We start from the raw sequence: 12,582 nt of genomic DNA, 5'->3' as shown, positions 1-12,582 counted from the left end.
CCCCTATGGTCCGGACATGGAGTTGAAGACCACGCGCTGGCAGGTCGACGGCCGCGTCGCCACACTCACCCTGTCCCGTCCCCAGGCCCACAACGCGTGGACCGGACGGATGCACACCGAACTGCGGCATCTGCTCCAACTCGGGGAGACCGACCCCCGGATCGGGGCCATCGTCATCACCGGCGATCCCGAGGGGTCGACCTTCTGCCCCGGCGGCGATGCCACCGCCCTCGCCGGCCATGCCGAACGGGGGGCCTACGACCCCGGGACACCGACCGACCTCGCCAACCCCGGCTATGGCGTGCGCGACGAATACGATGCCGACTTCGCCTACTTCCTGGGCCTCGACACCGTCACCATCGCCGCGATCAACGGCGCCGCCGCCGGTGTGGGTCTCGCACTCGCCTGCTGGTGCGACGTCCGCTTCGTGGCCGACGACGCCAAGCTCACCAGCGCCCACGGACGCCTCGGCCTCCCCGCAGAATACGGGCTCTCGTGGATTCTTCCCCGACTCATCGGCCACGGCCGAGCCACCGACATTCTTCTCACCTCCCGCATCGTCATGGGGAGCGAAGCCGCCGATATCGGGCTCGCAAACAGAGGGCTGGCCACCGCCGAGGTGCTGCCCACCGCCCTCGCCTACGCCCGCGAACTGACCGACACCATCAGCCCTGCGTCACTTCGGGCCACCCGCCAACAACTCGCCTACGACGCCACCCACGACAACCCGGCCACCTCCGTCCGCGACGCCCAGCGCCGACTCGAACACATGATGACCCAGCCCGACTATCGCGAAGGCACCGCCGCCCTGAACGAGCGACGAACGCCACGCTGGCCCGACTCGTAGATTCCGCTCAAGAGCCCCCCATCACAGGCCGAAGATAGAAGTGTCCGGCGGATTCGCCCCTGCCGGGCACAGAGAGACGGGTGGGGGTTGAACACTCCCTCCAACGCATCGCCACCAGCGCTTTTCCAGGGTGCTGGCGCACTCGTTCAGCCTCCGCCCCTCTCATCTCACTCGCCGCAGGCAAGCTGCGGAACACTCGCCGCAGGCAAGCTGCGGATCGCTAGCCGGCGATCAGGCTGGCAAGGGCCCACACCGCAGCGATCAGTCCGACGACGATGAACACGATGCTGCGTGCCATCGGCGCCCGTTCGAGGTCCTCGTCGTGATGCGACCGTTCCGGCGGCCGGATCAGCGCAGCGAAGTTCCCGGCCGCCATCGCCCCGCCGATCGCCAACACCAACCACGGCAATAGGTCGTCGCCCAGGAACATCGCGCCATGTTGGTGCGGACGTCGGTCGCCTGCCAACCGGGCCGTTCGGACCCACCTTCCCGCAGAAGGTCAAGAACGGCCGTCCCCATCCGATACGGGAACTGGCCGACGGACTCGCCCCCGACGGCCACGAGAGACGGGCGGGGGTCGATCACTCCCTCCAACAGTGCCTTCTCAGGCCGTGCCAACCAGTGCTTTCCAGGGTGCTGGCGCACTCGTTCGGCCCCCGCCCCCTCTCATCTACAACCCGCAGGCAGGCCGCGGACGGCTACTCGGTCAGGCCGAAGTCGTCGTCGGTGACCTCGGTCCGGATCACCGAAGTGATCTCGGTGTCGATGGCGCTCTGGCGGCGCACCCGACTCGAGGCCAACGCGCCGGTCTCGTCGTCGAAACAGAACTCCGCTGCCCGTCCCCACGGCGACCGCAACGCGGCTTCCCGCAGCGCCACCTGGAAACACCCGTCGGCAGTCGCCACGTCGTAGAGGCGATCGTCGCCGCGGGCGTAGTTCAACACCAGCGACATCTCGGTACGGAGGCGCTCGCCATAGGAACTTCCACCCGCCACCTCGGTACAGCCCGGCACGATCACCGGCTCGGTCGGGTCGTCACACGTGACCGTCGAGCCGTCGATCGACTCGATCACCGCACCCAGTCGCACCACGACACGCCGGGGCGGGTCCTGGGCCAGGAAACTGTCGCCGGTCAACGGGTCCTCGTCACCGTCGAGCGTGCGGGTCCACGTCCCGATCGTGACGAACGTCGCCGTTCGCCACCGGTGCCAGGCCACCACCAGCGCCTCAGCCGCCTCGTCATCGTGCTCGATGGCCGGGAACGACAACTCGATGCCCTCGGTCGGCGCGGCGTCCTCGTCGTCACCGAGCACCAGGGCAGCGACAGCCAGAACGGCGACGACGCCTGCGACCACACCGCCCACGACGAGCATCAGTTGACGCATCAGCCGAGAGTAGTTCGGCGCCGAAGGACGCCGGATCACCTCGCCCTCAGACGTCGCGACGGGTCAGGTTCTTGAATGCGGTGAACCGCGGCAGGAACCCGAGGTTGACCGTGCCCGTCGGGCCGTTTCGATGCTTGGCCACGATCACCTCGGCCATGCCCTCGTTCTCGCTCCCGGGGTTGTAGACCTCGTCGCGGTACAGGAACATCACGACATCGGCGTCCTGCTCGATCGAACCCGACTCACGAAGATCGGCCAGCATCGGCCGCTTGTCCTGGCGCATCTCGAGGTTGCGGGAGAGCTGCGACAGCCCCACGACCGGGCACTGGAGCTCACGGGCCAGGATCTTCAGTCCACGACTGATCTCGGCCACCTCGACCTGACGACTCTCGGCTCCCGCCCGGCCCGTCATCAGCTGGAGATAGTCGACCACGATCATGCCGAGATCACCCGTGCGACTCTTCAGCCGCCGCGCCTTGGCCCGGATCTCCATGATCGTCAGGTTCGGGTTGTCATCGATCCACATCGGCGACTCGGCCAACCGACCGATGCCGTTGGAGATGCGGGTCCAGTCGTCTTCCTTCAGATTTCCGTCGCGCATGTTCTTGGCGTCGACGTTGGCCTCCGAGCACAACAAGCGTTGTGTGAGCTCGAGGTGACCCATCTCCAGGCTGAAGATCAGGGTCGGGCGCTTCTCTCGAACCGCGGCGTGTGCGGCCATGTTGAGCGCGAACGCGGTCTTGCCCATCGCCGGCCGAGCACCGACGATGATCAGTGCGTTGGGCTGGAGCCCGGACAACAGATCGTCGAGATCGACGAACCCCGTCGGCGTGCCGGTGATGCCCTCGCCCGCCTCGTAGAGCTGTTCGAGCCGGTCGAGGGTGTCATCGAGGAGATCACGGATCTCACTCATCGTGTCGGCCACGCGGCCCTGGGCGACCTGGAACATCATGTTCTCGGCCTCGTCGACCGCCCGGGTGACGTCGTCGGGGCGGCCGTAGCCGATCTCGGAGATCTCCCCCGCCACCTCGATCAGGCGCCGCAGCGTGTAGCGCTCCTGGATGATGCTCGCGTACTTGCCCGCGTTGGAGGTGGCCGGGGTGTTGAGCTGCAGGTTGATCAGACCGTCGAGACCGCCGATGGTCTCGAGCACACCGGCCCGGTCGAGTTCTTCGGCGACAGTGACCGGATCGACCGGATCTCCCGCCGCGTACAGGGTCGAGATCGCATCGAACACGTGGGCGTGGGCGGGCCGGTAGAAATGCTCGACCGACGCAACCTCGACCGCGTCGGCGATCGCGTCACGCGAGAGCAACATGGCACCGAGCACCGACTCCTCGGCTTCGAGGTTGTGTGGTGGGACTCGGGCCGTGCGGCTCGTATCGATCTCGCTCAGCGCCATGACTGCCTCAACCCCTGCTCATCGAGAGCATGCCCCCGATTGCTTGTGCGGAACCAGGGGAAATCGGCCGGAAATGCTGTGGAAAGACCCTGCCGCACCACGGGTACGGCTGTGGACGAACCTGTGGAGGGGTGGGGATTGTGCACGCGGCCGCCCCGTTGCCGGGGCGACCGGGCGCTCACTCTTCGACGATCTCGACCGTGATGGGAAACTCCACCTCGGGGTGGAGCTTGCACATCACCATCGTCTGACCGAGTTCCTTCAGATGGCTCTCGAGGTTGAGACTGCGGCGTTCGATGACCACACCCGTCTGCGCCTCGACCGCCGCAACGATCTCCACCTCGGTGACCGAACCGAAGAGTCGACCACCGTCGCCGGCCTTGGCCGAGATGGTGATGACCGTCGGCACGAGCTTGGTCGCGACCTCTTCGGCCTCGGCTCGACTCTCGGCGTTGCGCATCGTGGCGGCGCGGCGCATTGCTTCGCCCTGTGCTTCGGCGCCCTTGGTCGCCTTCATGGCGAGACCACGGGGGTTGAGGAGATTGCGGAAGTGACCCTCGGCCACCTCGCAGACCTCGCCCTTGCGGCCCAGCCCGTCGACGTCTTGTCGCAGGATCACCTTCACGAGTTGTCCTCCCCGCCCATGGCGTCGGCAACCATCGCCTGATCGCCGTCGATCGTGACACCCTCGATCTCGGTGGTGTCGACCGTGTCGTTGCCGGCCTCGTCGATGCCGTCGTCGTCGCCACCGGGCGGCGGACCGCTCGGACGCGGGGCGGGACCGTCGGCCCGGCCGCCACGCTCACCACGATCGCGGTTGCTGCGCTGGGTGGTGACCCGGTTGGCGTAGGGGATGAGCGCCATCTCGCGTGCGACCTTGATCGCATCGGCCACGAGCTTCTGCTGCTGCGTGTCGTTGCCGTTCACCCGGCGGGCACGGATCTTCGCGCGCTCCGAGATGAACCGCCGCAGCAGGTTGGCGTCTTTCCAGTCCACGTACTCGATCTTCTCCTGGGAGAGGATCGAGACCTTCTTCTTGCCGCGGCGACCGGCGTCTTTCATGTTCTTCGAGCTGCCGCGCTTCTTTACCTTGGCCATGTTCGTGTTTTCCGTTCGTTCGAATCTCGTTGTGGGGCACGTTCCGCCGGGGGCTAGAACGGCTCCTCGTCCATGTCGTAGGCGGGGGGCGCCTGGTTGGCGGCCGGACGGCTCTGGCCGCCGCCGCTGTTGCCGCTGTTCTGGCCGCCTCCCTGTCCGCCGCCCTCGCCACGGAACTCGTTGCGGCGGATCTCCGCCGACGCCCACTTGAGACTGGGCGCCACATCGTCGGCGATGATCTCCACGGCCGAGCGTCGATCCCCCTCGGGGGTGTCCCACGAGCGCTGGCTCAACGCGCCGTACACGACGACGCGTGAACCCTTGGCGATGGACTCGGCCACGTTCTCGGCGAGCTGGCGGAAGCAGCTCACGTTGAAGAAGGAGACCTCTTCTTCGCCATCCGCCTTCTTCTTGTTCCAGGCGATGCCGAAGTTCGCGACGGCCATGCCTCCCTGCGTGAACCGCAGCTCGGGATCGCGGGTCACGTTGCCCACGACGGTGATGGTGTTGTCGAATGCCATGTCGGTACCTCTTCCGGTCAGCCGGCCGCAGCCGGCGCCGTCTCACCGAAGAGACCACGCTTGGCGGCCTCCTTCTCGGGGAGACGGAACAGCTTGTGGCGGACGATGTCGTCCGCGAGACGGAGCTGGCGCTCGGTGGTGGGAAGGCCGGCCGTTTCGGTCACGATCTCCCACACGACATAGTTGCCTTCGGTCTTGTGGTCGATCTCGTAGGCGAACCGGCGACGACCCCAATGATCAGTCGAGGCGATCGTCGCGCCCTCGGCCGTGATCTGTTCGACGGTCCGGGCCATCACCTTCTGCACGTCGTTCTCGGGAACGTCGCTGTCGATGATGATCATCAATTCATAGGCTCGCTGAAGAGTCACGAGCTCACCTCCTGTGGACCCGCACTGCGGGGCCCCTTCCCGGGGCAGGGGTTGTTTCGGTTGTGGGTCCCTCGATGAAATCCGCCGAGGGACGGACCAAGGGTACCGGCCGAACGCATGTCTGCACCTCCGCCATGCACCATACGGATCGGGTGTGACACCACGGGAGGATGTGGCGTACGGCGTTTCGTCGCCCGCCCCACGGGCGGTGCGATAAGACTGCCGTCATGAGGACTGTGCGCCGACACGTCATGGTGCTGGCCATCAGCGCCGGGCTCGCGCTCGTTGCGGCGTGCGGCGACGACTCGGGCGCGACACCGAGTCCGACGACCACCCCGACGACCCCGACGACCCCGACGACGACCACCCCGACGACGACCACCCCGACGCAAACCCCTCCACCCACGGATGTCGAGGTGGCGACGATCAACGTCCTGCACGGTCTCCAGCCACCCATCTCCGGATGCGCTCCCGCGACCGACCAGTGCAATGTCGAGGCGCGGGTGCAGATCCTCTGGAACCTGCTCGAGACCGATGTCGGCTGCCCCGACATCATCGCTCTCCAGGAGATCGCCGAGCGTTGGTTCGAGGTGGTCCCCGCACGGCTGCCCGACCTGTGCGCCGGCGACCACGTGCTTCTCACCGAGGACCTCGGGCTCTTCGATCAGGAGATGATCCTCACGACATTGCCGGTCATCGGCCATCAGCGCGTCGAGCTGGCCGGCGCGCCGGTGTGGTCGGCGCACTGGGCGCAACTCGAGGCCGTCGACGGACTCGTCGTCGACGTGTTCGCCACGCACTACGCCAGCAGTTCCTTCGATCCCCTGTGTGGCGCCGGCCCGGCCACGAGGTGTGACCCCGGCTGCCCGGTCGACGCCCACCTCGGCGACTGCCACCCCGTCGAGACCCTCGCCTTCCTCGACGACCACGCGGCGCCGGGATCCCTCCAACTCGTCGTCGGTGATCTCAACCGTCAGGTGACCGAGCCACGGGTGCAGACACTCGTCACGGCGGGCTTTCTCGACACGTATCTCGCGGCCGGCAACGAGGAGTGTCCGACGAGCGGTGGCATCGGCTGTACGAGCGGGATCGGCGACGGTGCGGATACCGACTACGCGGGACTCGATGTCGCCGAAACGGTGCCCCGATCCCGCATCGACTTCATCCTCGCCCGTCCTCCGGAGGGGTGCGCGCTCGTGGTCGACGGCGACGACCGCGACGGCGACGGCACCCGTACCGGGCACTGGGCCGACACCGCCCTCGACGAACCCGTCGACGGGCTCCACTGGGCCTCGGACCACGCCGGAATCCAGGCCGACGTCGGTGTCGACTGCCCCTAACCTGCAACGGTGCCGCCGATCGACGTAGCCCGAGCCCGAGCCGAAACCCCGGGCTGTCGTGACGTCGTCCACTTCAACAACGCCGGGGCGGCCCTTCCCACTGCTCGCACATTGCGGACCCAGATCGACTATCTCGGGCGAGAAGCCCGCATCGGTGGTTACGAGGCCCAAGCCGACGCAGCCGACCAGATCGAGAACGCCTACGGGTCGATCGCAAAGCTGATCAACGCCGAGCCGACCGACGTGGCGCTGGCCACCAGCGCCACCGCGGCGCTCGACCTGTTCGTCTACTCGCTCCCCTGGCAGACGGGGGACCGGCTCCTCACGACCCAGTCCGAATACGGGGCGAACTACGTGGCCTACCTCCAGATCGCGGCCCGCCACGGCATCACCGTCGAGGTGGTGCCCAACAACGGCGCCGGCGAACTCGACGTCGAAGCGCTCGAAGGGATGGTGGACGAGCGGGTGAAGCTCATCTCGGTCAACCACGTCCCGACCAACGGTGGTCTCGTGAATCCCGCAGCGGAGATCGGTCGAGTCGCCACGGCCCACGGCATTCCGTACCTGCTCGACGCCTGCCAGTCAGCCGGCCAGATCCCTCTGGACGTCGACGAGATCGGGTGCGATGCCCTCACCTCCACCGGCCGCAAGTTCCTCCGCGGGCCACGGGGGACCGGCTTCTTGTGGGTGCGCCCTGCACTGCTCGAGACGATCGAACCGATCATGATCGACCACGACGCCGCCACCTGGACCGGGCGCGACAGCTACGAACTCGAGGCGGGCGCCAAGCGGTTCGAGACCTGGGAGAGGAACTGGGCCGCGATGCTGGGCCTGGGCGCGGCGGTCGACGACGCTCTCGACTGGGGACTCGACGCCATCAACGCGCGGATCGTCGAGGTCGCCCACTCGTTGCGTGAACGCCTGACCGACGAGGTGTCCGACGCCGTCGTGCGCGACCTCGGCACCACCCGGTGCGGCATCGTCACGTTCTCACTCGGCGAGCGGGACGTGTCGGCACTCCAGACGCAGCTGCGCGATCAGGGCATCAACGTGAGCGTGGTCCCACCGGCGAGCGCCCTGCTCGACACGCTCGAGCGCGACCTTCCGCCACTCATGCGCGCGTCGGTGCACATCTACAACACCCATGACGAGATCGACGCGCTGATCAGCGCACTCGACCGGCCGACGTGACGACGGATCAGCCGCCGCCGTAGAGCTGGAGTTCCTCGGCCTCTTCGTCGGCCATGTGGTAGCTCTCGCTCGCGTTGGGGAACGAGCCGTTGCGCACATCGGCCGCGTAGGCCTTGATCGCGTCGACCGACTGGCCCTTGATGTCGGCGTAGCGGCGCACGAACTTGGGCACGAATCGATCCTCGATGCCGAGCAGGTCGTGGTAGACGAGCACCTGACCGTCGCAGTGGTGACCGGCACCGATGCCGATGGTGGGGATGTCGATCGCCTCGGTGACCATCTCGGCCACCCGAACGGGCACGCCCTCGAGCACGACGGCGAAGCAGCCGGCGTGGGCGAGCGACTTGGCCGCCTGCACGAGTTTGCGGGCGTGTTCGGCCTGCTTGCCCTGGACCTTGAACCCACCCATCGCATGAATCGACTGGGGGGTGAGGCCGATGTGACCCATCACGGGAATCTCGGCGTCGATGATCTGCTCGATCATGGGAAGGCGCTTGCGACCACCCTCGAGCTTCACCGAATGGGCACCCGCCCGCATGAGCTGGGCCGCGTTCTGCACGGTCTCCTGGGGTGACACGTGGTAGCTCATCCACGGCATGTCGCCGACGATGTGACAGTCGGGCTTGGCCCGGGCGACCGCCGCCGTGTGGTGGCACATGTCGTCGATGGACACCTGCAGCGTGTCGTCGTAGCCGAGGACGACCATCGCGAGGCTGTCGCCCACGAGGATCAGGTCGGCGCCGGCTTCACTGGCCATCCGGGCACCGGGCGCGTCGTAGGCCGTGACCATGACGAGCGGGTCGCTGCCGTTGCGGACCTTGTGGTGGCCGATTGCAGGGGCGGTGAGTTTGCCCATGACTGATTGCTCCTTTCCCGTCCAGCGCACGATGGCTGCCGGCGGTACGGCTCACGATACCCGTGCCACCACTCCAGCTCAAGGGGTCCGGGGAGATCGCGGGTCGCCGTCGACGCTGCGGGCATGGCGGCCGCCCACACCCTCGGACCCGCCGAGGGCGCGCGAGCGGGTGAGATGGTTCCACCCGCAGGTGGTGCACACCTCGACCACGTAGCCCTGGCTGACGGACTTGCGAGCGCTGATGCGAGCCATCTCCTTGTCGCTCGTGACGCACCGACCGTGCTTGGGTAGCCGGGGGCCGAAGACATAGGTGACCTCGACGAGGTCGTCGGCGGCGCAGACCGGGCAGGGGGTGCCGAGGTCGACCCCGCAGAATTCGGCGTTACGGCGCAACTCGCGCTGGGCATCGCACACCTGGGCCGTGGACAGGTCGCCGTCGCGCCATGCCGACAGCGTGGCCTCGCGCGCCAACCGGTAGTCGATCCCGGCGTGACCACGGACGGCTTCGGTGAGTCCCATCTTCACAGCCATCGAGGGTACCCCTCCACACCAACCCATCGGAAGGCGGCAAGACTCACGGCATGCCTCTGCACGACCACCGCACGCCCGACGACCGCCGTTCCCTCGACTCGGTCGACTTCGGTCCTGGCGTCGGCGCCGAAGTCGACCGCCGTCTCCTGGGCGAGGTCACGGGCCGTCGCATCCTCGATCTCGGCTGCGGCCAAGGGCACACCGCCGTCGGGCTGGCCGTGCGTGGTGCCAGGGTCATCGCCATCGACGACGACGTCACCCAACTCGGCACCGCCCGGGCCCTGGCCGCGGCGCACGAGGTCACGATCGAGTTCCACCAGGCCCGACCGGCCGAGCTCGCATTTCTCCCCGCCGACCATGTCGAGGTGGCGCTCGCCATCACCTCGTTGTCGTTCGTCGACGACCTCGACCGTGTCTTCCGCCAGGTCCATCGCGTCGTGCGCCCGGGTGGACACTTCGTGATCGCCGTTCCGCATCCGGCCACGTTGACGGCCGATCCGGCCGACCCCGGCCGCACGGTCACCCCGTGGGAGCACCATCAGGCGATCGGTGATCGCTGGCTGCACACCGCCGAGTCGCTCACCTCGTCGCTGACCCGCGCGAACTTCGCCGTCGATCAGTTGCTCGAGCGCCGCGACCAGGACCTGGTGCCTGCCACCCTGGTGATCCGGGCCCGCAAGCTCGGCATCTGAGCGACCCGCCCGATCTCGGGCTACGGCCCCTCTCGAGCTACGCCGGGTCGGCTCGAGTCTCCCACCACTGGCGGAGGCGGTCGGCGGCAAGGGCCGGGTCCATCGGCCCCTCGGCCAGCCGCAGATCACGCAGCCACGTCATGGCCACACCCACCTCGGGACCGGGCTCGATGGCGAGCAAGGCACACACCGACTCGCCACTCAACAGGGGTGAGGGGTCGGCCAGGTCGGGCTCTGCCGCTCGCAGCGTGTCGTGCGCGGCGCGGAACGCCTCGAGATCGGTGGTCGTTCGACCGAGATGGGCGCGCTGGGCGGCCACCCAGTCGAGCAGCTCGTCGACCGTGCGCCCGCCCGGCACCATGGCCGCCAGTCGCCGGATCGACGGTGCATCGGCCGCGCGCACGTCCGGGTCGTCGACCCAGGTGACGGCGGATGCGAACCAGACGACATCGCGGCTGAGCGCGCCGGAGAACTTCAGCTCCCGCAAGGTCGCCACGTCGATGCCGTCGGGGGCGAGCAGGGCCGCCCAACGCGCGCCCGCGTCGGGCGCCACGCTCGCCGCTCGTGCCGCCCGAGCGACGGCCTCGTCGTCGCCCGTTGCACCGAGCGACGGCAACACCACGGCCAACAGACCGGTGGCCGCGAGGAGGCGAAACCCCTCGGCGGGCGAGTCCAGCAGCAGCAGCTTCTGGAGTTCGTCGCGGATGCGTTCGGCCGAGACGATGGCCATTCGATCGAGCAGCGCCGTGATCGCGGCCTCGAGTTCGGCGGTGGGGGTCAGCCGATACCCCGCGTGGAACCGCGCCGCGCGCAACATGCGCAGCGGGTCCTCGGAGAACGAGATCTCGGGGTCGAGCGGGGTCCTCAGAACGCCGGCCACGAGGTCGGCCCGACCGCCGAACGGATCGACCAACGTGCCGTCGGCGACATCGACGGCCATGGCGTTCACCGTGAAGTCGCGCCGGGCCAGGTCGTCGCCGATGCGATCACCGAACGAGACCGTCGGCTTGCGTGATCGGGGGTCGTAGGCCTCGGCCCGGTGGGTCGTGATCTCGTAGATCTGCCCGTCGACGGTGCAACCGATCGTGCCGAACCGCTCACCCTGGGTCCACACGGCATCGGCGAGATCCGCGACCAGCGCCTTGATCTGCGGCGGGCGGGCGTCGGTGGTGGCATCGAGGTCCTGCTCGTCGCGGGCTCGGGCCAGCAGCTGATCCCTCACCACGCCGCCGACGAAGTACAGGCGGTGCCCCGCCTCGGCGAATCGCCTGCTCAACGGCTCGGCTCGTTGGATCACCGCCGCGAGTCCAGCAGGCAGATCGGTCACGCCTCACCGTCCCGAAGTCGTTCGTGGAGACGGCGGGTCGCCTCGACGATGCCGGCACCCGGCCCTCCGTGCGACGCCGGTTCGGGGCGATGGCGTTCGCCGAGCAGTGCGGCGGCGACGGCCGCGCTGCTGTCGCGCACGGCGTCGAGGTCGTAGCCGCCTTCGAGCAACACGACGGTTCGTCCGGCCGGTGCGAGCGCCTGGACATCGGTGACCAGATCGGCGATGTCGGCCGAGGTGTAGCCGAGGTCGGTGAGCGGATCGGCCCGGTGACCGTCGTAGCCGGCCGAGATGAAGACCCAGTCGGGAGCGAAGGCGTCGAGGGCCGGAGCGACGAGCTCGGCGACACCGGCCCTGGCGATGTCGCCGGTGGCACCGGGCGGCAGCGGAAGGTTCATCGTGGCGCCGCGGCCGGCCCCCACGCCGGTCTCGCCGACATCGCCCGTCCCCGGATACAGCGGCGACTGATGGATGGATCCGAACCAGACGTCGTCTCGGGCGAAGAAGATGTCCTGCGTGCCGTTGCCGTGGTGCGCGTCGATGTCGACGATGGCCACCCGCTCACCCTTCTCGGCGCGAGCGGCCGCAGCCACGGCCACCGAGTTGAACAGGCAGAATCCCATCGACTGCGTGGCGGTCGCGTGATGACCGGGGGGCCGCACGATGCTGTAGGCGGCCGCCAGTTCGGGCCGCGCCTCGAGGGCGTCGACCGCCGTGAGCACCGAGCCGGCCGCGAGCAGGGCCGCCTCGAGACTGGCCTCGTTCATCGCCGTGTCGGGGTCGACGAACCCTCCCCCGCTGGACCCGATCCGCGTGATGCGCTCGATCAAGGGCGCCGCGTGGACCCGGGCCAGATCCGCCGGCGTCGCCGGCCGTGGCGCGACCACGTCGACGGCGTCGGTGAGTCCCGCCTGGGCCAACCCGTCGACCGCGGCACGGAGGCGATCGGGTCGCTCAGGATGTCGGGCGCCGGCGATGTGGTCGGCGCAGCGTTCGTCGGTCACGACCAGCAGCACGCCGCGGA

At 68.4% G+C, this 12,582-nt stretch carries 14 protein-coding genes and 1 pseudogene; 4 read left to right on the top strand and 11 right to left on the bottom strand.

The genetic code is table 11. From position 1 onward, the window contains the following. The first annotated feature begins 16 nt into the window (after positions 1-16). Entirely contained in the window at positions 17-847 is an 831-nt protein-coding gene (locus tag RIB98_11410) for an enoyl-CoA hydratase-related protein (GenBank protein ID MEQ8841580.1), read from the top strand. Between the two features lie 220 nt (positions 848-1,067). Here RIB98_11410 and RIB98_11405 read toward each other — a convergent pair whose 3' ends face one another. From RIB98_11405 to rpsF, 7 genes and pseudogenes are all read right to left on the bottom strand, one after another. Beyond that, complete coding sequence (locus tag RIB98_11405; protein MEQ8841579.1) at positions 1,068-1,277, bottom strand: hypothetical protein; 210 nt, start codon at positions 1,275-1,277, stop codon at positions 1,068-1,070. A gap of 268 nt (positions 1,278-1,545) precedes the next feature. After that, entirely contained in the window at positions 1,546-2,232 is a 687-nt protein-coding gene (locus RIB98_11400; protein MEQ8841578.1) for a hypothetical protein, read from the bottom strand. A 46-nt stretch (positions 2,233-2,278) separates the two neighbouring features. Next, positions 2,279-3,634: a replicative DNA helicase gene (gene dnaB / locus RIB98_11395; GenBank protein ID MEQ8841577.1), complete on the bottom strand. Its 1,356-nt coding sequence runs from the start codon at positions 3,632-3,634 to the stop codon at positions 2,279-2,281. A 178-nt stretch (positions 3,635-3,812) separates the two neighbouring features. Further along, entirely contained in the window at positions 3,813-4,259 is a 447-nt protein-coding gene (gene rplI, locus RIB98_11390; protein ID MEQ8841576.1) for a 50S ribosomal protein L9, read from the bottom strand. Positions 4,260-4,474: 215 nt separating this feature from the next. Continuing rightward, a pseudogene (rpsR, locus tag RIB98_11385) lies at positions 4,475-4,696 on the bottom strand (30S ribosomal protein S18). Positions 4,697-4,785: 89 nt separating this feature from the next. Beyond that, on the bottom strand, positions 4,786-5,253 hold the full coding sequence (gene ssb, locus RIB98_11380; GenBank protein ID MEQ8841575.1) for a single-stranded DNA-binding protein: 468 nt from the start codon (positions 5,251-5,253) through the stop codon (positions 4,786-4,788). A 17-nt stretch (positions 5,254-5,270) separates the two neighbouring features. Next, positions 5,271-5,621, bottom strand: coding sequence for a 30S ribosomal protein S6 (gene rpsF, locus RIB98_11375; GenBank protein MEQ8841574.1), 351 nt, complete (start codon positions 5,619-5,621; stop codon positions 5,271-5,273). A gap of 227 nt (positions 5,622-5,848) precedes the next feature. Between rpsF and RIB98_11370 the strand changes: the two genes are divergently transcribed. Continuing rightward, on the top strand, positions 5,849-6,961 hold the full coding sequence (locus RIB98_11370) for a hypothetical protein (GenBank protein MEQ8841573.1): 1,113 nt from the start codon (positions 5,849-5,851) through the stop codon (positions 6,959-6,961). A gap of 9 nt (positions 6,962-6,970) precedes the next feature. Continuing rightward, a complete protein-coding gene (locus RIB98_11365; protein MEQ8841572.1) occupies positions 6,971-8,152 on the top strand; it encodes an aminotransferase class V-fold PLP-dependent enzyme in 1,182 nt (393 codons plus the stop codon). Between the two features lie 7 nt (positions 8,153-8,159). Here RIB98_11365 and panB read toward each other — a convergent pair whose 3' ends face one another. Both panB and RIB98_11355 read right to left on the bottom strand, forming a co-directional pair. Next, on the bottom strand, positions 8,160-9,008 hold the full coding sequence (gene panB, locus RIB98_11360; protein MEQ8841571.1) for a 3-methyl-2-oxobutanoate hydroxymethyltransferase: 849 nt from the start codon (positions 9,006-9,008) through the stop codon (positions 8,160-8,162). A 78-nt stretch (positions 9,009-9,086) separates the two neighbouring features. Then, positions 9,087-9,539 (bottom strand): DUF5318 family protein, encoded by a 453-nt coding sequence (locus RIB98_11355; GenBank protein MEQ8841570.1) that lies wholly within the window; start codon positions 9,537-9,539, stop codon positions 9,087-9,089. Positions 9,540-9,589: 50 nt separating this feature from the next. On the opposite strand from RIB98_11355, the gene RIB98_11350 reads away from it, so the two are divergent. After that, complete coding sequence (locus RIB98_11350) at positions 9,590-10,231, top strand: class I SAM-dependent methyltransferase (GenBank protein ID MEQ8841569.1); 642 nt, start codon at positions 9,590-9,592, stop codon at positions 10,229-10,231. Positions 10,232-10,268: 37 nt separating this feature from the next. On the opposite strand, the gene RIB98_11345 is transcribed toward RIB98_11350, so the two are convergent. Both RIB98_11345 and RIB98_11340 read right to left on the bottom strand, forming a co-directional pair. Further along, positions 10,269-11,558 (bottom strand): CCA tRNA nucleotidyltransferase, encoded by a 1,290-nt coding sequence (locus RIB98_11345; protein ID MEQ8841568.1) that lies wholly within the window; start codon positions 11,556-11,558, stop codon positions 10,269-10,271. Continuing rightward, the gene (locus RIB98_11340) at positions 11,555-12,574 is read right to left on the bottom strand and encodes a histone deacetylase (GenBank protein MEQ8841567.1); all 1,020 of its coding nucleotides are present in this window, start codon (positions 12,572-12,574) and stop codon (positions 11,555-11,557) included. Before RIB98_11340 ends, RIB98_11345 begins: the two co-directional genes overlap by 4 nt. Positions 12,575-12,582: the final 8 nt, after the last annotated feature.

Source organism: Acidimicrobiales bacterium, from assembly GCA_040219515.1.
In the GTDB taxonomy this organism is placed as follows: Bacteria; Actinomycetota; Acidimicrobiia; order Acidimicrobiales; family Aldehydirespiratoraceae; genus JAJRXC01.
This window is presented reverse-complemented; position numbering and strand designations above follow the sequence as displayed.